The following is a 22,153-nucleotide window of genomic DNA, read 5'->3' on the forward strand; positions in this document are numbered from 1 at the left end:
CGGTCGGTACAGCAGCCTATGCGGCGCCCGAACAGTTGTTGGGCGGCCACATCGATGGACGGGCCGATCAGTACGCGCTAGCCGCCACCGCGTATCACTTGCTTACCGGCGTGCCGGTGTTTCCCAACACCAATGCGGTCGCTGTGATCAGCGCGCACCTCACGGCCCCTCCGCCGCGGCTCAGCGCTATGCGCCCAGAGCTGGCTGGGCTCGACGAGGTGCTGGCCCGCGCATTGGCCAAAAATCCTACTGACCGCTTCGCCTTGTGCACGGAGTTCGCCGACGTGCTTGGCCTGAAGGTTCCGAGCGGCCGCGGTGACCTCACCCAGGCCGGCATCACTCGACCAATCTCGCTCGCGGGGTTGTCTGCGCAGGCATCTTCCGTCGACGACTCAACCGGCCGCCGAGGCAAGCGCCGCGCGAGACGGGCACTGCTCGTGGCGGTTTCGGTGCTGGCCGTGTTGGCGTTGGGCGTCCTTGTCGCGACTTTCGCGGCGCACACGATAACCGCGAGCGACCCCGCCCACGAGGCGGCGCGGGATCGTCAAGCCGCCGAGATGGCAGGCCGACGCTATCTTGAGGCCTTGGCCGTCGGCGATGCCCGCACCGCGTTGTCGCTCAGTGCTGCTCAGCCTGTCAACACCACATTGCTAACCGATGCGGCACTGCGCCGCCAGCTTGCCGCCACGCCGATCACAAACATCGTAGTCGAATTGGAGCCCGGCGGGGATCCTGCGCAATCGGCCGCGCGGCGCCTCGTCTTGTCCGCCAATTTCGGCCGTAGGCAGTCCAAGACGACGATGGGTTTACGCAAAATAGACGGCCAATGGAAATTGGACACCACGACGATCACACTCGCGGTGGGCGACTCCGGTTCGGGCAACGCATCATTGAAATCGGTTGCCATCTCGGGCATTCCGACGGATGGGATCAGCCCCATGGCGGTTTTCCCGGGCACCCCGGTGGTGTCCTCATCGAATAAGTACGTCGATATCGGTGCCGCGAGTCAACCGCTGCTCCTGGAGGCACTGACCGATACCGGGGCTCGGCCCATGATTCAGCCGACGGTCACTATCAACGATGCCGGCCGGCGGGCGTCGCAGGCCGCCATCGAGGCCCGCCTCCGCTACTGCTACAACCGCGGTCACGTTGCGCCATCGGAGTGCTGCCCGTGCATTACACAGACTGATCTTGGTCAGCCACTAAAGCTGGACACCATCGAAGTGATTCGATTCGAAGACGCCGTGAATATGAACTACGAGCTAGACCCCAATCGGATGCTAGTCCACGTAACCGGCATTATGAGATTTACTTTCGGTGGGGACGACCCTTCGGGACCAAAGCAATTCCTGGTGAATTTGACTGTGAACAACCTGGTCGATATGAGTCGCGACCCCCCGGTGTATCTCAGGAAATCATGACCGCACTACCCGTTATTGCTCGGCGTATCGCGGACCCGTCCGCCGGCGCGAGATTCCAACGTTCTCGCTGCACAGCATGCTAACCGTTGGCTCTGTGGTTGCCGGTTACCGCATTGAGCGGGTCCTCGGCGCCGGTGGCATGGGTACTGTGTATTTGGCTCGTGATCCGGATTTGCCGCGCAGCGATGCGCTCAAGGTACTTTCCCCGGAATTGTCGCGCGACCCAGATTTCCGTGTTCGGTTCCAGCGCGAGGCCGACGTGGCCGCCGGGTTGGATCATCCCAATATCGTCGCGATTCGCCGCCGCGGCGAGTATCAGGGCCAGCTCTGGATCGCGATGCAGTTCATTGATGGCACCGACGCCGACGCCGCGCTACGTGCGGGAACGATGACCCCGGCACGCGCCGTGCACATCGTGGGCGAGGTGGGCAAGGCGCTCGACTACGCCCATCACCACAACGTGGTGCATCGCGACGTCAAGCCCGAGAATTTCTTGTTGTCGCAAGCCACGAGCGGGGACGAACGGGTTTTGTTGGCAGACTTCGGCATTGCGCGTGCGCTCGATGCTACCGGCAGGTTGACGAGCGCAGGGGTGGTGCTGGCGACGGTGGCCTACGCCGCACCGGAGGTTCTCGCCGGCAGCCCGTTCGATGGGCGCGCGGACCTCTACTCGCTGGGCTGCACGCTTTTTCGAATGCTCACCGGCAGATTGCCGTTCCCGGCGACCAACGGGATGGCCGCGGTAATGATGGCACATCTGATGCAGTCGCCGCCGAAAGTCACCGAACAGAATCCGCAGCTGCCAGTCCGGCTGGACCAGGTGATCGCCACCGCGATGGCCAAAGACCCTGCTCAACGGTTCCAGACCGCGCGCCAACTCGCCGACGCGGCGGCCGAGGCGCTGAATGACTCGACCACGCCGCTTTGGGTGCCGCATCACCCGGTGCGCAGCAGCGAGGTCATTTTCAACCCAAACAGCCTCCCTGGCCCCAACTCATCCCCGTGGTGGCAGCGCCCAGGGCCGTACACTCCAATGGCCCCCATGCCTGGGTCGTCCCACTATTTACCGCAGCTACGCACACCATTGCCGTCGGCACATCCGGTACCCAAACCCCAGCGGCGCGCTCGGGTCTGGATCGCCGTGGCTGGCGTCGCGACGATCGTGGTAGCAGCGATCGCAGCGATCGCATTGAACCGCGACTCCGATATCACGTCGTCCCCAACAACATCCGAATCTGCGGCATCGTCCCCTCCCCAATCGCAGATCGCACCGCCGACTGTGGCTACTTCGCTATTGAGGGGGCTGCTGCTCTCCCCCGACGAGGTCAGCACCATAACATCGGGCCCAACAATGTGGGCCGACCCCGTTTCCAACAACCTGTTCGACGATGCGGCTCACATGTCCGACAAAAATTGTGTCGGCGCTTGGTTACCGGCTCAGGCCGTCGCCTATACCGGCGCGGGGTGGGATGGCGTTGAGGCGCAAAAGCTTCGACCGGCAGGTGTAGAGGTTTGGCAGCAGGGAGTGATCCAAGCAGTCGTTGGATTCTCCACGACTACGTCAGCACAGAAGTTTCTTGCCGACCAGACGAATGCGTGGAAGACCTGCAGTGGCCGGTCTTTTACCGTCACGCCTCCCAACTCGCCACCGCAACATTGGACATTCGGGCAGGCCAACGTTGTCGATGACACGACAGGCATCCCGATGACTACGGGCGACGGTGGATCCTGTCAGCGGGCATTGGCTGTCCGTCGCAACGTGGTCATCGACGTCATCGTTTGCGGCAATGACGCCGGCAACCTGGCCGGAGCCGTCGTCGGCAAAATTGCCGTCAAGGTCGGCCAGGCGTGAATTGGTAGCGGGATCGACCTGGCAGAACAATTCCATTTGACGCATCTAGCCGGTCCTGGCGGACCCACAGCGGCACAATGAGCGCGGAGCGGCTTGAGATTGGGGACCACCAGGATGCGCTGGCAGATGACCGGGGTGACAGTCGTCGCGACACTTGTATTGAGCGGATGTACTACGACTGTCGACGGACGGCCAGCGAACGGCGCGTCTGGCGTCGGAGCGTCGACAACATTGGCAAAAGCCCCGGCTCGCGTCCAAGACGCCGACCTGGCGCAGCTGCTGCTTAGTCTCGATGAAATCCGCGGCACTATGGGCGGTCCAAAGATGGTCGTCGAAAAGACGATTACGCAGCCGGCCGGCTTGGAGGGCGGGACGTTCACGCCAGCGGAATGCGTGGGCGCCTACTTTAACGGTATGGCCGTCACATACGACGGCAGCGGCTTGCGCGCGTTCGTTGAGCAGGAGACCGACGAGCCAGAGCCTCAGAAGCTCGAGCACGGCGTCGACCAAGGAGTCGCATCTTTTGATGACTCCACCGCGGCGAAGGCATTTGTGGCTAGGTCCGCCGAGCAGTGGCGCAAATGCGACGGACGGCTGTTCACGGCCGTCTTCTCGGATGGGGCGAAGCGACCGACATGGCGATTCGGTGAAACCAGTGATTCCGGTGGAATCATCACTTTGCCTCGGCACGTCGAAGGGACGAAATTCTGGGATTGCGCCCGCGTCATGGCAAGCAAAGCCAACATCGTCATCGACAACCAGGTATGTGCCTACGAGCTGGGAGATAAGCCGACGACGATTACGAAGGCCATATTGGCCAAGATTCCTGACTAGAAACGGGCCCCCAGCGACGTGGCCCGCTCAGCGACCGGGACCCGGTGGGCCGGCGAAGGCCTGCCCGATCTCCAACCACCGCTGCGCGTCCGCACCGACCGCCGCGAGATCCAGAGTCCTCAGCGGGCGCCGCTGGGTGACCAGGAAGCAGAAGTCTTCCGCCGAGCCCGTCACACGTTGGACCGCATCCGGCGGTCCCCACGACCACGTGTCCCCGCCGGGCCCACGCAGCTCGACCAGGAACGGCTCGACCGGCGGTGTCAGACCGTTGACCATGAACGCGTAATCCCGGGTCCGGACCCCCAGGTGCGCGATCGATCGGAGCCGATCCGTGGCGGGCCGCGTGACACCCAGGGCGTCGGCGACGTCCAGTCCGTGGGCCCAGGTCTCCATCAACCGCGCGGTGGCCATCGACGCCGCGCTCATCGGCGGCCCGAACCACGGCAGTTTGCGCCCGTCGGCGACCGAGAGCAGCGCCACGTGCAACCGGGCGCGGGTCCCCCGCCAGTCGGCAAGCAACTCGGCGGGCGCCACGGCTGCCAGCTCCTCGGCACCGGCGTCGACAAAGCCAACGGGATCCGCCGTCGCGGCCGCCAGCAGATCGGCGAATGCGGCCTCGTCGGTGACCGCGGTCAGGGCAACCCGGTCGGTCCAGAGGAGGTGTCCGATCTGGTGTGCGATGGTCCAGCCGGGCGCCGGCGTGGGGTCGGCCCAGCGATTGGCCGGAAGCGGCGTCACCAACGCGTCGAGGTCGTCGCTCTCCGCACGCAAGTCGGCCACAATCGGTCCGGGTCCCGCCATCATCGCCTCACCTTAGCCACCGTTCACCGGCTGCCCGCGCCGGCCGACGATGCTGTGAACGACCAGCCCAAGTAGATACAGCGCCGATCCGAACAGCACGAACCCGGGCGCGTGCCCGTCTTTGGGAATCACGGTCGCGGCCAACGTGATCGAGACGATGAAGGAAACCCAGAACAAGGCGTCCTGTACCGCGAACACGTGGCCGCGCAATGCATCGTCGACGTCGATCTGGATCGCCGAATCGGCGCACAGCTTGATCATCTGGCCCGTCACGCCGAGGAAGAAGCTGCATGCCACCATCACGGGAAGCCACAGCCCCGCGCCGCTGACTTCGATCAGCGCGGCTGCGGTCAGCGCGCCGTTGGCCGCCGCGTAGCGCCCCCAGCGCCGGACCGTCGGTGGGGTCAACACGGTCGCCAGGAATGCTCCCAACCCCGAGGCGCCGAAGAACACCAGCGCGATACCCAGCCCGCCGGCCGCCGGATGTTTCATGTGATGGGCCAGCAACAAGATCAGCAGCGAGTTGATGCCGACCACCATGCGGTGCGCGGCGAGACCGGACAGTGTTGCTGCCACGGTCGGGTAGCTCACAACCGTGCGCGCGCCGTGCAGCCAGCCCGTGATCACCGCATAGACGGCCGACCCGTGGATCGCGCGTTTGGTGTCGTCCGGGCCGAGCGCCCGGGGCGCGAACCGCCACGACAGCACCAACGCCGTCGCCACAGGGATCGCGGTGAGAAAAATGACGACCGCCGCTCCCCTATCGCCGGCGCCGACGACAAAGCGCGGCACCAGCATGAAGTTGGCGCCGAGGAAGGCGGCGACGGCACCGGCGGCGGTGGCCATCGAGTTCATGGTCACCACCTGTTCGCGCGGAACGACGTGTGGCAGCGACGCCGATAGCCCCGATGCCACGAACCGGCCCAAGCCGTTGGCGACCAATGCTGCGATGAGCAGCGGCATTTCGCCGGCCCGGACAGCGAGAATCGTGCCGATTCCGGCGATCAATATCAGGCGGCCGATGTTGGCGCCGACAAGGACAAGCCGCCGATCCCAGCGGTCCATCAGCGCCCCGGCGAATGGTCCCAGCAGTGAGTAAGGCAGAAACAGCACGGCGAACGCGCGGGCGATGTCCATCGGGTCCGCGGCCCGGTCGGGGTTGAACAGCAGCGCTCCGGCCATCCCCGCCTGGAACAGGCCGTCGCCGAACTGACTCGCCATGCGCAGCTGCAGCAATCGCCAGAAATCCGGCAAGCCGCGCACCGACCGCCATAGCTCGACGCGTAGGTGCGTGCGCATCCGGGTTTGAACCACAGAACCGACTTCCACGATTATGGACGCGGGCCGCCGATCTCGACGCCGCTGCAATAACAGTACAAATATGGCTGGGGCGGACCCGTTTCCACCGGACGGCGCTCCCGGGGTGCGATGATGGTGACGTGCCGCCTGAAGATCCAGAGGACTATGTCGCACCCGCCGCGCAGCGCGTGCGTGCGGGTACGTTGCTGCTGGCCAACACCGACCTGCTGGAGCCGACATTTCGGCGCAGCGTGATCTACATCGTCGAGCACAATGACGGCGGCACCTTGGGCGTGGTGCTCAACCGGTCCAGCGAGACCGCGGTCTACAACGTGTTGCCGCAGTGGGCCAAACTCGCCGCCAAACCGAAGACGATGTTCATCGGAGGGCCCGTCAAGCGTGACGCGGCCCTTTGTCTGGCCGCCTTGCGAGTGGGCGCCGACCCCGACGGCGTGCCGGGCCTGCGGCATGTGGCCGGACGGATGGTGATGGTCGACCTGGACGCCGAGCCCGACCTGATCGCGCCCCTGGTGGAGGGAGTGCGAATCTTCGCCGGCTACTCGGGCTGGACGATCGGTCAGCTCGAAGGCGAGATCGAGCGGGACGACTGGATTGTGTTGTCCGCGTTGCCGTCCGACGTTCTTGTTGGCCCGAGGGCGGACTTGTGGGGGCAGGTGCTGCGCCGCCAGCCGCTGCCGCTTTCATTGCTGGCAACGCACCCGATCGACATCAGCCGAAACTAAGGCTCAACCGCCGACGCATTTCAGTTGCAGGCCTGCGTGCACATTGTGCAGTTGCCGGCGCAGCCGGCCGAGGCCGCTTCACGGCGTAGCGCGAAGCGCGCGCTCTGCCATGATCCGGCGGCGAGCGTGCCGAAAGCGCCTACGACACAGACGATCACCACCACCAAGGCGGTCTGTGGGGAGGCGGCCAGCGCGACGACACCGCCGGCGGCCAGCATGATCGCGACGGCCAGCTGTGTCGGCGCCAAGGCGCGCAGCGCCAGCTGCCTGGTGCCAACCGTCTGGCTGTGGGAGAGCGACCAGGTTCCGAATCCGGCGGAAGCCACCGCCGCACACACGCACACCAGACCCGCGATCAGCATGGCCTCACAATACGAGTCCTGCCGTCGATCCGCGCGCCCGGCTCCACAGGGCTCGGGTCGGCGCCGCGTCAGCGCTGCTGGAGGAAACTGAAGTTCGGCAGCGGCGGCAGCCCGGGCACCATCGTCAATAAGTTGGGTCTGGGCTGCGCTGACGGCATTGGCGCCGCCGCTTGTGCGGGCAGTCCGACGGGTGCCGCATTCACGGTCTGCCCCGGCAGCCCGACGGGCGCCGCACTGGCGGTCTGCCCCGGAACCGCAACCGGCGCGTTACCCGGCGCCCGGGCAGGCGCGGGGGCCGACGCCCCGGGCGCGGCGGGCGGGGCCCCGGGCACGGCCACCCGGAACCCGTTGACGATCGCGTCGGTGGCGGGTGCGTCGGCGACCGCCTGCGTGCGATCGGTGGTTACGGACAGCGTGACCAGGTACTTGTCGTGACCCGAGGTGGCGATGACGTTGCGCCGCGAGGTATTGAGCAACATGTCGCCGTCGCGGTATGTGCCCTCGATGACCGACGAGGGGAAGCCGCCGAAATCGGCCATCGAGGCATTCGTGGTCTGCCACGCGAGCAGCTTCTGGCTGTCGACGTAGCCGTGCGTCATGGCTTCCTTGGGATCAAAGTTGCCGACCAGCTTGTAGACCACGACCTGCGCATTCGACGTGTACACGCTATTGCCCTGCCGGTCCGCGATCACCGCGAACGCATCGGGCACGTTGGGGTCGGGTACCTGTGTCCACCGCGGCGGCACCGGCAGGGTGATGTCGAGAGCGTTGAATCCCTGCGGTTTCTGCGCCTCGAGCTTGACGCCCTTCGTTTGCAGATACTCACGGATGGTCCCGGAGACGGCCGGCGTCGCCGAGGGCGGCACCGGAGCCGCGGCAGCGGGTCCCGGGGCGGCGGGTGCGGCCGCGGTATTGGGCGGATTGAATGGGTTCGCCGACGGCGGGGTGGCGGTGAATCTGTTCCCGTTGACCGCGCCGGGACTGATGACATTCTGTGGCGCCGGCGCGGCGGCACCGGGGCCGACGGGCATCGGTGGGGGTGCTGGAACCAAGGGCTCCGCCGAGGCCTGGGCGCCCGAGAAAAGCGCGACGCCGATCAGGCCGGCCACCAGACCCCCTAAAACCCGGTAATTCGGGGTGATCTGAATCATGGCGTCGGTCCTTCCCAACGGCTCAGGCGTTACTACAGAGGCCGACTGTAACCAGTGGTCAAACACCGTGAATAGGGCCGAAATAGACCTGGGATGAACCTCTGATCGGCGCGCAACGCAACCGAGACCAACCTGTGGCCGGCGGGACTGCCGAGGCCGCCCTTATACCCTGTTCAGGTGACCGAATCCCCGACCGGCGCGCCCGGGAGCAACCCGGCCGGCGCTCCGACGGACTCCGACGCGCCGCCATACCGCTACACCGCGGAGCTGGCGGGCCGCATCGAGGGCGCCTGGCAGGACAACTGGGCGCGGCTCGGGACGTTCAACGTGCCCAATCCGGTCGGCTCGCTGGCTCCAAGCGACGGTTCGCCGGTGCCCGACGACAAGCTGTTCGTGCAGGACATGTTCCCGTATCCCTCCGGCGAAGGGCTGCACGTCGGGCACCCGCTGGGTTACATCGCCACCGACGTCTACGCCCGTTACTTCCGCATGACCGGGCGTAATGTGCTGCACGCGTTAGGTTTTGACTCTTTCGGGCTGCCCGCCGAGCAATACGCGGTGCAAACCGGTACTCATCCGCGCGCCCGGACCGAGGCGAATGTGGTGAATTTCCGGCGCCAGCTGGGCCGGCTGGGTCTTGGTCACGACAGCCGGCGAAGCTTTTCCACCACAGACGTCGACTTCTACAAGTGGACTCAGTGGATTTTTCTGCAGATCTATAACGCCTGGTTCGACACCGCGGCGGGCAAGGCGCGCCCGATCGCCGAGCTGATCTCCGAATTCGATTCCGGTGCCCGCCCCCTCGACGACGGCCGGGACTGGACGAAGCTGTCGGCGGGGGAGCGGGCCGACGTGATCGACGGCTACCGGTTGGTCTACCGAGCGGACGCGATGGTGAATTGGTGTCCGGGCCTGGGCACGGTGCTGGCCAACGAGGAGGTCACCGCCGACGGGCGCAGCGACCGGGGTAACTTCCCGGTATTCCGGAAACGGTTGCGGCAGTGGATGATGCGTATCACGGCCTATTCCGACCGGCTGCTGGACGACCTCGAGCTGCTGGACTGGCCGGAAAAGATCAAAACCATGCAGCGCAACTGGATCGGCCGATCCCGGGGTGCGCAGGCGCTGTTTTCCGCGACCAAAACCAACGGCGACGTCACCGATATCGAGGTGTTCACGACCCGGCCCGACACCCTGTTCGGTTCCACATATCTGGTGCTGGCCCCCGAACACGATCTGGTCGACGACCTGGTCGCCTCCGCCTGGCCCGACGGGGTGGATCCCGCATGGACGTACGGGTCCGCCACCCCCGCTGAGGCCGTCGCGGCATACCGGCGTGCGATCCGCGCGAAGTCAGACCTCGAGCGCCAGGAGAGCAGGGACAAAACCGGCGTCTTCCTGGGCAGCTACGCGACCAACCCCGCCAACGGAAAGCCCGTGCCGATCTTCATCGCCGACTACGTGCTGGCCGGATACGGGACCGGGGCCATCATGGCGGTCCCCGGCCACGACCAGCGCGACTGGGAATTCGCCCGGGAGCTGCACCTGCCGATCGTGGAAGTCATTGCGGGCGGCGATATTTCGGAGGCGGCATACACCGGTGACGGCGTGCTGGTGAACTCCGGCCACCTCGACGGACTGGACGTGGCGGCGGCCAAGGAAGCGATCATCGCCCGCTTGGAAGCCGAAGGCCGCGGCCGGGCGCGCATCGAATACAAACTGCACGACTGGCTTTTCGCACGGCAGCGCTATTGGGGTGAACCGTTCCCGATCGTCTACGACAGCGACGGTCGCCCACATCCGCTGGACGAGGCGGCGTTGCCGGTCGAGCTGCCCGATGTGCCGGACTATTCGCCGGTGTTGTTCGACCCCGACGACGCCGCCAGCGAGCCGTCGCCGCCGCTGGCCAAGGCGACCGAGTGGGTGCACGTCGAGCTCGACCTGGGCGATGGCCCGAAGCCCTACACCCGCGACACCAACGTGATGCCGCAGTGGGCGGCCAGCTCCTGGTACGAGCTGCGCTACACCGACCCGCATAACTCGGAACGGTTCTGCGCCAAGGAAAACGAGGCGTACTGGATGGGGCCCCGGCCGGCCGAACACGGCCCGCACGATCCGGGCGGCGTCGACCTGTACGTCGGCGGCGCCGAACACGCGGTGCTGCACCTGCTGTATTGCCGGTTCTGGCACAAGGTCTTGTACGACCTCGGCCATGTGAGCTCCCGGGAACCGTATCGGCGGCTGATCAACCAGGGCTACATCCAGGCCTTCGCCTACACCGATGCTCGCGGATCGTATGTCCCGGCGGACGAGGTGATCGAACGCGGCGGCGGCTTCGTCTATCCGGGGCCCGACGGCGAAATCGAGGTGTTTCAGGAATTCGGCAAAATCGGTAAGAGCCTGAAGAATTCGATCTCGCCCGACGAGATCTGCGACGAATACGGTGCGGACACATTGCGGGTGTACGAGATGTCGATGGGCCCGCTGGAGGCGTCCCGGCCCTGGGCCACCAAGGACGTCGTCGGTGCTTACCGCTTCCTGCAGCGGGTATGGCGGCTGGTGGTCGACGAGGGCACGGGCGAAACAAGGGTGGCCGACGACGCCGGCCAGCAAGACCTGGACACCGGCACACTGCGCTCGCTGCACCGCACCATCGCCGGCGTAACGGAAGACTATGCGGCACTGCGCAATAACACCGCGGCCGCCAAGCTGATCGAGTACACCAACCACCTCACCAAAGAGCATCGGGATTCGGTGCCCCGCTCGGCGGTGGAGCCGCTGGTGCTGATGTTGGCGCCGCTGGCCCCCCACATGGCCGAGGAGTTGTGGCTACGCCTGGGCCACGCAACGTCGTTGGCGCACGGCCCGTTTCCGGCCGCCGACCCGGCCTATCTCGTCGAGGACACCGTGGAATACCCGGTGCAGGTCAACGGCAAGGTACGCGGTCGGGTGGTGGTGGCCCCCGACGCCGGAGAGGACATCCTGAAAGCCGCCGCGCTTGCCGATGAAAAGGTCCAGGCGTTCCTCGCTGGCGCCACCCCGCGCAAGGTAATCGTCGTTCCGGGCCGGCTGGTCAATCTGGTCGTCTAGACCCGTCTAGGTCGGAGCACCACCTCGTGGATGTGGCCGTCCGGCGGCGTGGCCACCACGCTGGCGACCGCGGCAGCGACGGTTTCGGGCCGCAGGAAGTTGGCGGGGTCGTACTCGCCGCCTTCGAACGCGACCAGTTCACGCTGCATGGTCGTGTCGGTGCGGCCGGGATATATCGTGGTGACCCGCAATTCCGGCTCGTCGTCGCGCAGCGAGTCCGCGAACGCGCGTAACGCGAACTTGCTGGCCGAATAGGATGCCATGCCCGGCGAGACCTTGCGCCCCGCGCCGGAGTTGACGAACACCACCTGACCGCGGGCGCTCCGCAATGCCGGCAAGAGCGCCAGCGTAAGAGCCACCGCGCCAAAGACATTCACGTCGAAGGTGGCGCGCCACTCTTCGACACCCGACTCGGCGACATGGCCCGGGATCGAGACACCGGCGTTGTGCACTAGCACGTCCAGGGCATCCACGATTTCGCAACTGGATTCGATCCCGTCGGCATCGGTCAGGTCCAATGGAAACGTTGTGGCGTCGAGGCGCTCCGCGATGGCATCCAGGCGATCGGAGGGCCGACCGGCCAAGAGCAGTGTGTGCGTCGGCGCCAGCGCGGTGGCGATGGCGGAACCGATACCGCCGCCGGCCCCGGTGATGAGAGCAGTGGGCATGCCGCCAGTCTACGGACGCCACCAATGACGTTGCGAAACAGTCAGTTTCGCGGCCGCTTACGCGGTCGATTCCCCCGAAGGGGTGGGCGCAGCTTCGCCGGAGGCGAGGCGCTCCAGCGGCGCCAGCGCCTTCATCAGGGTGTTCAAGTCGGACTCGGGCAGCTGACTGAGCATCGCCGCGAGGGCGGCGTGCCGGTTGGCCAGCGACTCGGCATGGACCGCGCGCCCACGCGGGGTGATGTCGACGAGCACGGCGCGCAGGTCCGACGGGTCGCGCGAGCGCTTCACCAGCCCGATCTTCTCCAACCGTCGAATCGCCACTGTCGTGGTGGGCGTCCGTACGCGCTCGTGTGCGGCCAGATCCGTCATCCGGATAGGCCCTTGATCGAGCAACGTGATCAGGATCGAGAGCTGCGCCAGCGTGAGGTCGCCGGCCACGGCACCGCTGGGGTCGCCGCGGCGCAGAATCGAAAACAGTTTGGACAGCGCACGGTGCAATCCCTCCGCAAGCTCCGTCACTTCGGGCACGGTGGAAGTGCTGTCCGCCATAGTTTGGCAGTCTAACCGGATATCGGGTGCGTACAAGGTAGCTATTGCCGACCAGTTTTAGAACCGGATTTCACGACTTTGCATCCCGTTTCGCAAAGTGATGACTGGGCCGCTCTTTTCAGAGCGCGATCGACGGCTCGGCGCAGGCGGCGTCGACGCCGGCGAGTATCCGAAGAGGCGCGGCGCCAACGGTTTCGGCGGGGGTGAATACTCTGCGCCGGTACAGTTCGGCCAGCATGGTCTGGGCCATCAAGTGGGAGCGACCGATGCATGCGGCCCGGGCGGCTTCCGGGTCGCGCCGGTAGATGGCGGAGGTTTCGTCTTCGTAGAACGGCAACATGTCGTCGCGGCTGCTCTGGTATGTCATCCAGAACACGCGCGGGATGAGGTTTTGCGAGGCACGAATGGTGGCGTGCAGCCGCGGGCCCGCGTACTCGTCGTTGACGGTGCGGCGGTATTCCCGAGCGATTTCGGAAAAGGCCCGCCCTTCCTTCGCGCCGCGCAGCGATCGCATGAGCGCGTCGATTTGTCCCAGGATCCGCGGCGTCGGGTTTTCCGCGGCGCGGGCTGACGCTATGCCGTTGAGCAGACCGTCGAGTTCGTGATGCTCGAGGACCGTGGCCTCGTCGAACCGCTCGACGAAAGCTCCCCGGTGATAGCGCGTGGAGACTATGCCGTCGTGTTCGAGTTGCACGAGCGCCTCTTGAATGGGGACACGACTTACGCCCAGCCCAAGCGCGATCTCGTTGCGGTCGACGCGGTCGCCGCTGCGCAGCTTCCCGGTCAATATCAGGTTGAGAATGTGGTTAACAACCTGGTCTTTTTCTTTGACCCCGTATTTCTTCGGCATCAGTCTCTTTCAGAATGTGCACCTGCAATCAGCGGAGGAAAGTTTCTCACGACTTGGCACGCGCGTGCAGGTTTTTCGCCGATGAATTGGAGCAAACCTCGAATCGAGGGATTAGCGCTTATCGCGCCACTTGCACAGTGACTCGGCGGCACTCAGGTCGTAGTCCGGGCCGTTGACGCCGACCGTCAGCAGCGTGGCGCCGAGGCCGACGAGGGTTTCGGCGTCGCCGATCAGCGAGCCTGAGTTTCCAACCGCGGCCGAGCATTCGATTTCGGCCGGGTCACGCCCAACGTCGGCGCAGTGGCGTCCGAGAACTGCCGACTTGGCCGGGAACTCGTCGGCCGAGGAAAAGCTGTGCCAGATACTCGCGTGCTCGGCGACGAGCCGCAGGGTCTTGCGTTCACCCCCGCCGCCGATCAGGACCGGGATGTCACGGGTGGGCGCCGGGTTGAGCTTGGCCAGCCGCGCCTTGATCCGGGGCAGGGCCTCCGCCAGGTCGTCGAGTCGGCTGCCCGCGGTGCCGAACTCGTAGCCGTACTCGTCGTAGTCCTTTTGCTTCCAGCCCGATCCGATGCCCAGGACGAGCCGGCCATCCGAAATGTGGTCGACGGTGCGGGCCATGTCGGCCAGCAGCTCCGGATTCCGGTAAGAGTTGCACGTCACCAGCGCGCCGATTTCGATGCGCGACGTCTGCTCGGCCCAGGCGCCCAGCATGGTCCAGCACTCGAAGTGCGGGCCGTCGGGATCCCCGTAGAGCGGGAAGAAGTGGTCCCAATTGAAGGCGATGTCGACGCCGATGTCCTCACAGCGGCGCACGGCGTCGCGAAGATGGCCGTAATGCGGGGCGTGCTGCGGTTGCAGCTGCACGCCGATGCGGATGGGGCGCTCAGCAGTCATGTGTGCAACCGTAGTCTCAGTGTGCCTCGAGCACCCCGCGCACCAGATCGATCAGTGCGCGCGGCTGATCGCTTTGCACCGAGTGCCCGGAATTCTCTACGACGTGTGCAGTTCGGAAATGCTTTGCGCGCCTTCGGAGTTCGGCCGCGTCGTCGTCGGTGACGAAGCCCGATGAGCCGCCGCGCACCAATGTGATCGGCGCGGACAGGGCGTCGACGTCGTCCCACAGGCCGGCGAAGTCGGGGAACGTTCGGATGGCGTCATAGCGCCACGTCCAATTTCCGTTGTCGAGCCGGCGGGAGTTATGGAACACGCCCCGGCGCAGCGCCGTCACCTCGCGGTGCGGCGCGGCGGCGATCGTGAGGTCCAGCATCGCCTGGAAGCTGGGGAACTCCCGCTCGCCGTGCATCAGCGCGACGGTGCCTTGCTGCTCTTTGGTCAGCTCGGCGTGCCGTTGCAGCGCCGACGGGGTCACGTCGATGAGGACCAATTCCGGCACCAGCTCGGGCGCGACAGCGGCCAGCCGTATCCCGGTCAACCCGCCCAGCGACATGCCCACCACAAGGTCGACGGTCGGTGCGAGCTCGCGCAGCGCCGGCACCAGGGTCTCGGCGTTGTGCTGCGGTGAGTAGTCGCCGTCCTCACGCCAGGCGGAATGTCCATGACCGGGAAGGTCGACCGCAAGCGCCGGCTCCCCGACGCCGACGATGACCGTGTCCCATGTGTGCGCGTTCTGCCCGCCGCCGTGCAGGAAAACGATCCGCGACGGCGAGTCACCCCATTGCAGTGCGCTAATTGGACCGGAATCGATCCGCCGCACCTGCGGCAAAGGTCCTGAAACCCCGGCCTGCTCGGCGTTCTCGGACAGCAGCGCGAACTCGTGCAGTCCAACCAGTTCGTCCTCGGAGATCTCGGTCACGGTCTCCGACTCTATGCGTCACGCTGGAGCGACGCTCGACCCACTACGCCCCGATGATGAACTCTTCGAGCTGGGCGCGCGCGACGTCGTCGGGCAACTGCTGCGGCGGGCTCTTCATGAGGTACGCCGAAGCGGGCACAACCGGTCCGCCGATGCCGCGGTCCTTGGCGATCTTCGCGGCGCGCACCGCGTCGATGATGACGCCCGCCGAGTTCGGCGAATCCCACACCTCGAGCTTGTACTCCAGGTTCAGCGGTACGTCACCGAATGCACGGCCCTCCAGGCGGACGTAGGCCCACTTGCGGTCGTCGAGCCAGCCGACGTGATCGGACGGGCCGATGTGCACGTCTTTGGTCTTGAACTCGCGCTGCAGGTTGGACGTCACGGCCTGGGTCTTGGAGATCTTCTTCGACTCCAGCCGCTCGCGTTCGAGCATGTTCAGGAAGTCCATGTTGCCGCCGACGTTGAGCTGCATGGTGCGGTCGAGCTGCACGCCGCGGTCCTCGAACAGCTTGGCCATCACGCGGTGGGTGATGGTGGCACCGACCTGGCTCTTGATGTCATCCCCGACGATCGGGACGCCCGCGTCGGCGAACTTCTTGGCCCACACCGGGTCCGAGGCGATGAACACCGGCAACGCGTTGACGAACGCCACCCCCGCGTCGATCGCGCATTGGGCGTAGAACTTGTCCGCCTCCTCGGAGCCCACCGGCAGGTAGGAGACCAGCACGTCGACGTTGTTCTCCTTGAGCACCTTGACCACGTCGACCGGCTCGGCGTCGGACACCTCGATGGTGTCGGCGTAGTACTTGCCGATGCCGTCGAGCGTCGGGCCGCGCTGCACCGTCACGTTGGTGGGCGGCACGTCGGCGATCTTGATCGTGTTGTTCTCCGACGCGAAGATCGCCTCGGACAGATCGAAGCCGACCTTCTTGGCGTCGACGTCGAACGCGGCCACGAACTTCACGTCGCGAACGTGGTATTGGCCGAACTTCACGTGCATCAAGCCCGGCACAGTGCTGTTTGCGTCGGCGTCGTAGTAGTACTGGACGCCCTGAACAAGCGAGGACGCGCAGTTTCCGACGCCGACAATGGCGACTCGTACATCCGTCGACGCCTTTGGCGCGTGTTGCTCACTCATTAGGGCGTTCTCCTAACTCAATAACGTGGTGTCGCTGTATTCGGGTTTGTGCAAGGGGGTTACGTCTGCTCGGTGAGGCCAGGCATGGCCCGTTCCGCAGCAATGAGCTCGTTGAGCCACTTGACTTCGCGCTCGCTGGACTCGAGCCCGAGTTGGTGAAGCTGGCGGGTGTAGCGATCGAACGAGCTGCTGGCCCGCGCCACGGCTTCACGCAGACCTTCTCGGCGTTCCTCGACCTGGCGGCGGCGGCCTTCCAGAATGCGCATCCGCGCCTCCGCCGGGGTGCGGTTGAAGAAGGCCAGGTGTACCCCGAAGCCGTCGTCGGTGTAGTTGTGCGGGCCGGTGTCGGCCACCAACTCACCGAAGCGTCGACGGCCCGCCTCGGTCAGTTGGTAGACGCGCCTTGCCCGCCGGACCGGGGTCCCGGCCGGGGCGGCATCCTCGGCAATCAACCCGTCGGCCTGCATGCGCCGCAGGGCCGGGTAGAGCGAGCCGTACGAAAATGCACGGAACGCGCCGAGTAGGCCGGTCAGCCGTTTCCTTAGCTCGTAACCGTGCATGGGCGATTCGATCAGAAGCCCCAGGATGGCGAGCTCCAGCATCGATTCACCCCCTTTGCTTGGCTGGTTACGACGGTCCGACGCCTCGCGTCATCGTATCGTTTCGATATATTAGCCACAACAGCACCTGGTGTTGGTGTGCTGTTGATCACCGCGAAATGTGCCCGGCCGGGGGTCACCGGATAGGCCGTCTACGTGGGCAAATCCAACCGCTTGACGGTGCCGTCGCCCGCGAATGTGATCGAACCACTGCCGTAATCGCTGGAAACGTACAGGGACAGCGACAGTGCGCCCGGCGCCGTGGGATCCTTCCCGGGCTCAATGATCAGGTACATGGTTCGGATGTCCGCCTGCTTCATGTGCAGGGTTTCGGGGGCGCCGCGCATGATGCCCACGGTCGCCGCGATGTCGAACTTGCTGAGATCCGCCGTCACGGGCCCATCGACGGAGCTCTTGGCGGAACTGGTCGGATCGCCCCACCCGCCGCGGTAGGTGTAGTCGAGCACGCGGCGGTCGTCGGATGGGTCGGGACGGTCGAGGCTGGCATACGTCGGGTAGATCACCAGCCGATAGCCGACGGTATCCCCGAACCTCTTGCGGGTTTGCTCCATCAGGCCGGTAAGCCCGCCGACCGAATGCAGCTGCGTGGGCGGGGTCAGCACGACGGGGGCCACTCCGTCCGGTTTGGCCCCGGGGTCCTCGCGGCCGTTGCCGAAGTCCAGCGGCGAGCCGGCGTTGCCGTAGAGGCCCCATCCGATTCCGACTCCCAGTAGCACCGAGACGACGAACGCGGCGACCAGCATGACCCATCCGCTGACTTTCGTCGGCGGCTTGGCGCCCCGCAGCTTGGCCGGGGCGTTGTTCACCTGCAGGTCGGCCAACAGCGCCCGCAGATCACCCAGCGTGACCGCATTGGTGGCGCCGCTGACTCGTTGCCGGTGTTCTTCCCCGGACAGTTCACCGTCGCCCAGGGCGTTGTCGAGAATCGCGCAGGCGTCTTGCCGATCGGTGTCCTTGGCGCGGGTGGTCGACGTCGTCCCGCCACCGACCGGTGCTCCCAACCATTTCGCCACGGCCATGATCGTAGAAGGCCGAGCCGAGTTCGGCACCGGATGTGACGAGCGATTACGGCGCCTCAGCCAGAGCGACGGCGTTGGTTGCATATCGGCGGCCGGCATCGCGACGTACTCTGGTCAGCGTGCGACTGCAGCGACAGGTGGTGGACTACGCGCTTCGGCGGCGCGCCGTGCTGGCCGAGGTGTACTCCGGCCGCACCGGTGTGTCCGAGGTGTGTGACGCGAACCCCTATTTGCTGCGCGCCGCGAAGTTTCACGGAAAAACCAGCCAGGTGATGTGCCCGATCTGCCGCAAGGAACAGCTCACATTGGTGTCGTGGGTGTTCGGCGAGCACCTGGGCGCGGTGTCGGGCTCTGCGCGGACGGCCGAAGAGTTGGTCTTGCTGGCCACCCGGTACGACGAGTTCGCGGTCCACGTGGTGGAGGTGTGCCGAACCTGCAGCTGGAATCATCTGGTCAAGTCGTATGTGCTCGGCGCGGCACGCCCGCCAAAGGGCACGCGCGGCACCCGGACTGCGCGCAACGGCGCCCGCACGGCCATTGAGTAACGAAGGGCGCCACGACCAGTCGTCCGGTGAGGCGAGCGGGCCAGCGACTGAGCGCGTGGGCAAGCATGCGAGCACCGACCGCCCGGACGATGGCGCGCCCCAGGAGCCCCGCCCCCGTCGGCCGCTTCCTCCCGACGACCGGATGACGACGATCCTTCCGCCCGTCGTCGACGACCGGAGCCCCAGGCGGCGCGATCCGCTCGATGAGGTCAAGGCCGCGCTGGACGCTCCGCCGTCGAAACCGCTGCCGACCGACGCGATCGATGAGGTCAAGGCCGCGCTCGACGGCCGCTCGCCAACGCCTGGGCGGCGCCACCGTCCGATGTCCGGTCAGCGGCCACCGGCCGGACCACCGCCTCCACCACGCCGGCCCGGTGGGCCCGGTGATCCGATCGGACCGGACCCGCGGGCTGCAGGGCCGCGGCCGGACTGGAGCTGGGTCGACCAGATCAATTGGCGGTGGGTGCGCCGCGCGGCCTACCTCACCGCGGCGGTGCTGGTGTTGCTGCCGATCGTCACCTTCACGATGGCGTACTTCATCGTCGACATTCCCAAACCGGGCAACATCCGGACCAACCAGGTCTCGACGATCCTGGCCAGCGATGGTTCGGAGATCGCGAAAATCATTCCCCCGGAAGGCAATCGGGTCGATGTAAACATCAACCAGGTGCCGGTGCACGTGCGCCAGGCGGTAATCGCCGCCGAGGACCGCAACTTCTATTCCAACCCGGGCTTTTCTTTTAGCGGATTCGCGCGGGCGGTGAACAACAACCTTTTTGGCGGCGGCGATCTGCAGGGCGGTTCGACGATCACTCAGCAGTACGTGAAGAACGCCCTGGTCGGTTCCGCCCAACACGGGTTCAGTGGACTGCTGCGCAAGGCCAAGGAGTTGGTCATTGCCACCAAGATGTCGGGGGAGTGGTCCAAAGACGATGTGCTGCAGGCCTATCTGAACATCATCTACTTCGGGCGGGGGGCCTACGGGATTTCGGCCGCCGCCAAGGCCTACTTCAACAAGCCCGTCGAGCAGCTCACCGTGGCCGAGGGCGCACTCTTGGCGGCACTGATTCGGCGCCCGTCCTCACTGGACCCGGCCGTCGATCCAAAGGGTGCCGCGGCCCGCTGGAACTGGGTGCTGGATGGCATGGTGGAAACCAAGACGCTGTCGCCGAGTGATCGCGCGGCACAAGTCTTTCCGCCCACGGTGCCGCCCGATCAGGCCCGCGCGCAGAATCAGACGACCGGCCCCAACGGGCTGATCGAGCGTCAGGTGACCAGGGAACTGATGGAGCTGTTCAACATCGACGAGCAGACCCTCAACACGCAGGGTCTGCAGGTCACCACCACCATCGACCCGAAAGCCCAGCAGGCGGCGGAGAAGGCGGTCTCGAAATACCTCGACGGGCAAGACCCGGACATGCGGTCCGCCGCGGTGTCCATCGACCCGCACAACGGCGCGATACGCGCCTACTACGGCGGTACCGATGCCAACGGTTTCGACTTCGCTCAGGCCGGCCTGCAGACCGGATCGTCGTTCAAGGTGTTCGCACTTGTTGCGGCACTCCAGCAGGGGATCGGCCTGGGCTACCAGGTCGACAGTTCCCCGCTGACGGTGGACGGCATCAAGATCACCAACGTCGACGGCGAGAGCTGCGGAACCTGCAACATCGCTGAGGCGCTGAAGCTTTCGCTCAACACCGCCTACTACCGGCTGATGCTCAAGCTCAAGAACGGGCCGCAGGCGGTCGCGGACGCCGCGCACCAAGCCGGTATCGCGAAAAGCTTCCCGGGCGTCGAGCACACGCTGTCCGAGGATGGCAAGGGCGGGCCACCGAACAACGGGATCGTGTTGGGGCAGTACCAAACTCGACCGATCGACATGGCGTCGGCCTACGCCACGCTGGCGGCGTCCGGCGTGTATCACCGGCCGCATCTGGTGCAAAAGGTCGTCAATGCCGATGGGCAAGTCCTTTTCGACGCCGGTGGCTCGGACAACAACGGCGAGCAACGTCTCGACAAGGGCGTGGCGGATAACGTCACCGCGGCGATGCAGCCGATCGCCGCCTATTCGCGTGGCCACTCCCTGGCCGGCGGGCGCGCGTCGGCCGCCAAGACCGGCACGGTGCAGCTGGGTGACACCAAAGCCAACAAGGATGCGTGGATGGTCGGATACACGCCGTCGCTCTCGACGGCTGTATGGGTGGGCACCGTCCAAGACAACGTGCCACTGGTAACCGCTTCGGGCGCAGAGGTTTACGGTTCGGGCCTGCCGTCGGACATCTGGAAGGCGACGATGGACGGCGCGCTGAAGGGCACCTCGAATGAGACCTTCCCCAAACCGAGCGAGATCGGCGGTTACGCCGGCGTGCCCGCCGCGCCGCCTCCTCCGCCCCCGCCGCCGTCCGAGCAGGTCATCCAGCCCACCGTCGAGGTAGCGCCGGGGATCACCATCCCCGTTGGTCCACCCACGACGATCACGGTCGCGCCGTCGCCACCACAGGGTCCGGGTGGCGTCCAACCGGGCGGTCCCCAGCCGGGTGGCCCACCGCCCGGGGGCCCGCCATTCCTCCAGCCGCCACCGTGACCGGCGCTCGGCAGCAGAGCGCCATTTCGCCGCGACCGCTGGCCGCGGATTTGCGTAGCGCTGGCAACCGCGATTGCCCAAGCCACACCGATTCTCTGGGTGCCGCCCTGGCGGATGTGATCGGCGGACCGGTGGGTCGGCACGCGCTGATCGGGCGCGCCCGGCTGATGACTCCGCTGCGGGTCATGTTTCTGATCGGGCTGGTGTTTCTGGCCCTCGGCTGGTCGACGAAGGCGGCCTGCCTGCAGAGCACCGGTACCGGAACCGGCGATCAGCGGGTCGCCAACTGGGACAACCAACGCGCCTACTACGAGTTGTGCTACTCCGACACGGTGCCGCTCTACGGCGCGGAACTGTTGAGCCAGGGCAAGTTTCCGTACAAGTCGAGCTGGATCGAAAGCGACAACAACGGTTCGCCGCAGAACCGCTATGACGGCCAGCCGGCGGTGCGATACATGGAGTATCCGGTGTTGACCGGTCTCTATCAGTACGCGTCGATGGCGGTGGCCAAAACCTACACCGCGCTGAGCAAGGTAGCCCCCCTTCCGGTGGTCGCCGAGGTGGTGGTGTTCTTCGACGTCGCGGCCTTCGGCCTGGCGCTGGCCTGGCTCGCGACCGTCTGGGCGACCGCGGGCCTTTCCGGCCGTCGCATCTGGGATGCGGCGCTGGTGGCGGCCTCGCCGCTGTTGATCTTTCAGATATTCACCAACTTCGATGCGCTGGCAACGGGATTCGCGCTCGCGGGACTGCTGGCATGGGCGCGCCGCAAACCCGTCCTGGCCGGCGCGCTCATTGGGTTGGGCGCCGC

At 66.0% G+C, this 22,153-nt stretch carries 19 protein-coding genes and 1 pseudogene; 8 read left to right on the top strand and 12 right to left on the bottom strand.

Annotated elements, in window-relative coordinates; translation table 11 throughout:
* Positions 1-188 precede the first annotated feature (188 nt).
* From A5736_RS27205 to A5736_RS10040, 3 genes are all read left to right on the top strand, one after another.
* Positions 189-1,421, top strand: a complete 1,233-nt coding sequence (locus tag A5736_RS27205; RefSeq protein ID WP_371328374.1) for a hypothetical protein — start codon at positions 189-191, stop codon at positions 1,419-1,421.
* A gap of 94 nt (positions 1,422-1,515) precedes the next feature.
* A complete protein-coding gene (locus tag A5736_RS26300; protein WP_254848337.1) occupies positions 1,516-3,273 on the top strand; it encodes a serine/threonine-protein kinase PknH/PknJ in 1,758 nt (585 codons plus the stop codon).
* A 114-nt stretch (positions 3,274-3,387) separates the two neighbouring features.
* Complete coding sequence (locus A5736_RS10040; RefSeq protein WP_083667293.1) at positions 3,388-4,107, top strand: sensor domain-containing protein; 720 nt, start codon at positions 3,388-3,390, stop codon at positions 4,105-4,107.
* Positions 4,108-4,134: 27 nt separating this feature from the next.
* Here A5736_RS10040 and A5736_RS10045 read toward each other — a convergent pair whose 3' ends face one another.
* Together A5736_RS10045 and A5736_RS10050 are read right to left on the bottom strand one after the other, a co-directional pair.
* A complete protein-coding gene (locus A5736_RS10045; RefSeq protein WP_076245961.1) occupies positions 4,135-4,908 on the bottom strand; it encodes a TIGR03084 family metal-binding protein in 774 nt (257 codons plus the stop codon).
* Positions 4,909-4,920: 12 nt separating this feature from the next.
* Complete coding sequence (locus tag A5736_RS10050) at positions 4,921-6,207, bottom strand: MFS transporter (protein WP_076245962.1); 1,287 nt, start codon at positions 6,205-6,207, stop codon at positions 4,921-4,923.
* 140 nt (positions 6,208-6,347) lie between these two features.
* On the opposite strand from A5736_RS10050, the gene A5736_RS10055 reads away from it, so the two are divergent.
* Positions 6,348-6,950 carry a YqgE/AlgH family protein gene (locus A5736_RS10055; RefSeq protein ID WP_076128985.1) on the top strand — a complete coding sequence of 201 codons (603 nt, stop codon included), beginning with the start codon at positions 6,348-6,350 and terminating at the stop codon, positions 6,948-6,950.
* Positions 6,951-6,970: 20 nt separating this feature from the next.
* Here A5736_RS10055 and A5736_RS10060 read toward each other — a convergent pair whose 3' ends face one another.
* A complete protein-coding gene (locus A5736_RS10060; protein WP_076245952.1) occupies positions 6,971-7,312 on the bottom strand; it encodes a hypothetical protein in 342 nt (113 codons plus the stop codon).
* Between the two features lie 68 nt (positions 7,313-7,380).
* Entirely contained in the window at positions 7,381-8,463 is a 1,083-nt protein-coding gene (locus tag A5736_RS10065) for an LpqN/LpqT family lipoprotein (protein WP_076245954.1), read from the bottom strand.
* Between the two features lie 177 nt (positions 8,464-8,640).
* On the opposite strand from A5736_RS10065, the gene leuS reads away from it, so the two are divergent.
* The gene (gene leuS / locus A5736_RS10070; RefSeq protein WP_076245956.1) at positions 8,641-11,553 is read left to right on the top strand and encodes a leucine--tRNA ligase; all 2,913 of its coding nucleotides are present in this window, start codon (positions 8,641-8,643) and stop codon (positions 11,551-11,553) included.
* Here the strand turns inward: leuS and A5736_RS10075 are convergent.
* The 8 genes from A5736_RS10075 to A5736_RS10110 form a co-directional block, all read right to left on the bottom strand.
* Positions 11,550-12,221 (bottom strand): SDR family oxidoreductase, encoded by a 672-nt coding sequence (locus A5736_RS10075; protein ID WP_076128978.1) that lies wholly within the window; start codon positions 12,219-12,221, stop codon positions 11,550-11,552. The genes leuS and A5736_RS10075 overlap by 4 nt on opposite strands.
* 57 nt (positions 12,222-12,278) lie before the next feature.
* Complete coding sequence (locus A5736_RS10080; protein WP_076128976.1) at positions 12,279-12,770, bottom strand: MarR family winged helix-turn-helix transcriptional regulator; 492 nt, start codon at positions 12,768-12,770, stop codon at positions 12,279-12,281.
* Between the two features lie 118 nt (positions 12,771-12,888).
* A complete protein-coding gene (locus A5736_RS10085) occupies positions 12,889-13,620 on the bottom strand; it encodes a GntR family transcriptional regulator (protein ID WP_076128975.1) in 732 nt (243 codons plus the stop codon).
* Positions 13,621-13,731: 111 nt separating this feature from the next.
* Positions 13,732-14,517 carry an LLM class F420-dependent oxidoreductase gene (locus A5736_RS10090; RefSeq protein WP_076245957.1) on the bottom strand — a complete coding sequence of 262 codons (786 nt, stop codon included), beginning with the start codon at positions 14,515-14,517 and terminating at the stop codon, positions 13,732-13,734.
* A 16-nt stretch (positions 14,518-14,533) separates the two neighbouring features.
* Positions 14,534-15,436: an alpha/beta fold hydrolase gene (locus A5736_RS10095; protein ID WP_076128971.1), complete on the bottom strand. Its 903-nt coding sequence runs from the start codon at positions 15,434-15,436 to the stop codon at positions 14,534-14,536.
* Between the two features lie 43 nt (positions 15,437-15,479).
* Positions 15,480-16,577: an inositol-3-phosphate synthase gene (locus A5736_RS10100; protein ID WP_076128969.1), complete on the bottom strand. Its 1,098-nt coding sequence runs from the start codon at positions 16,575-16,577 to the stop codon at positions 15,480-15,482.
* A gap of 59 nt (positions 16,578-16,636) precedes the next feature.
* The gene (locus tag A5736_RS10105) at positions 16,637-17,179 is read right to left on the bottom strand and encodes a PadR family transcriptional regulator (protein WP_076064568.1); all 543 of its coding nucleotides are present in this window, start codon (positions 17,177-17,179) and stop codon (positions 16,637-16,639) included.
* Between the two features lie 149 nt (positions 17,180-17,328).
* Entirely contained in the window at positions 17,329-18,210 is an 882-nt protein-coding gene (locus tag A5736_RS10110) for a DUF1707 domain-containing protein (RefSeq protein ID WP_076129091.1), read from the bottom strand.
* 125 nt (positions 18,211-18,335) lie between these two features.
* Between A5736_RS10110 and A5736_RS10115 the strand changes: the two genes are divergently transcribed.
* The 3 genes and pseudogenes from A5736_RS10115 to A5736_RS10125 all read left to right on the top strand — a co-directional run.
* Complete coding sequence (locus A5736_RS10115) at positions 18,336-18,761, top strand: DUF5318 family protein (protein WP_076128967.1); 426 nt, start codon at positions 18,336-18,338, stop codon at positions 18,759-18,761.
* Complete coding sequence (locus tag A5736_RS10120; RefSeq protein WP_139333238.1) at positions 18,754-21,345, top strand: transglycosylase domain-containing protein; 2,592 nt, start codon at positions 18,754-18,756, stop codon at positions 21,343-21,345. The genes A5736_RS10115 and A5736_RS10120 overlap by 8 nt, the downstream gene beginning before the upstream one ends.
* Positions 21,342-22,153: pseudogene (locus A5736_RS10125) on the top strand (hypothetical protein); the annotation flags it as partial. The gene A5736_RS10120 and the pseudogene A5736_RS10125, both read left to right, overlap by 4 nt.

It is taken from the genome of Mycobacterium sp. SP-6446 (genome assembly GCF_001954045.1).
Classification (GTDB): Bacteria; Actinomycetota; Actinomycetes; order Mycobacteriales; family Mycobacteriaceae; genus Mycobacterium.

Bases quoted from the DNA above. Each gene is read 5' to 3' on its own strand.
- A5736_RS27205 (WP_371328374.1), top strand. From the start codon at position 189: ATGCGCCCAGAGCTGGCTGGGCTCGACGAGGTGCTGGCCCGCGCATTG.
- A5736_RS10040 (WP_083667293.1), top strand. From the start codon at position 3,388: ATGCGCTGGCAGATGACCGGGGTGACAGTCGTCGCGACACTTGTATTG.
- A5736_RS10045 (WP_076245961.1), bottom strand. From the start codon at position 4,908: ATGGCGGGACCCGGACCGATTGTGGCCGACTTGCGTGCGGAGAGCGAC.
- A5736_RS10050 (WP_076245962.1), bottom strand. From the start codon at position 6,207: ATGCGCACGCACCTACGCGTCGAGCTATGGCGGTCGGTGCGCGGCTTG.
- A5736_RS10060 (WP_076245952.1), bottom strand. From the start codon at position 7,312: ATGCTGATCGCGGGTCTGGTGTGCGTGTGTGCGGCGGTGGCTTCCGCC.
- A5736_RS10065 (WP_076245954.1), bottom strand. From the start codon at position 8,463: ATGATTCAGATCACCCCGAATTACCGGGTTTTAGGGGGTCTGGTGGCC.
- A5736_RS10075 (WP_076128978.1), bottom strand. From the start codon at position 12,221: ATGCCCACTGCTCTCATCACCGGGGCCGGCGGCGGTATCGGTTCCGCC.
- A5736_RS10080 (WP_076128976.1), bottom strand. From the start codon at position 12,770: ATGGCGGACAGCACTTCCACCGTGCCCGAAGTGACGGAGCTTGCGGAG.
- A5736_RS10085 (WP_076128975.1), bottom strand. From the start codon at position 13,620: ATGCCGAAGAAATACGGGGTCAAAGAAAAAGACCAGGTTGTTAACCAC.
- A5736_RS10090 (WP_076245957.1), bottom strand. From the start codon at position 14,517: ATGACTGCTGAGCGCCCCATCCGCATCGGCGTGCAGCTGCAACCGCAG.
- A5736_RS10100 (WP_076128969.1), bottom strand. From the start codon at position 16,577: ATGAGTGAGCAACACGCGCCAAAGGCGTCGACGGATGTACGAGTCGCC.
- A5736_RS10105 (WP_076064568.1), bottom strand. From the start codon at position 17,179: ATGCTGGAGCTCGCCATCCTGGGGCTTCTGATCGAATCGCCCATGCAC.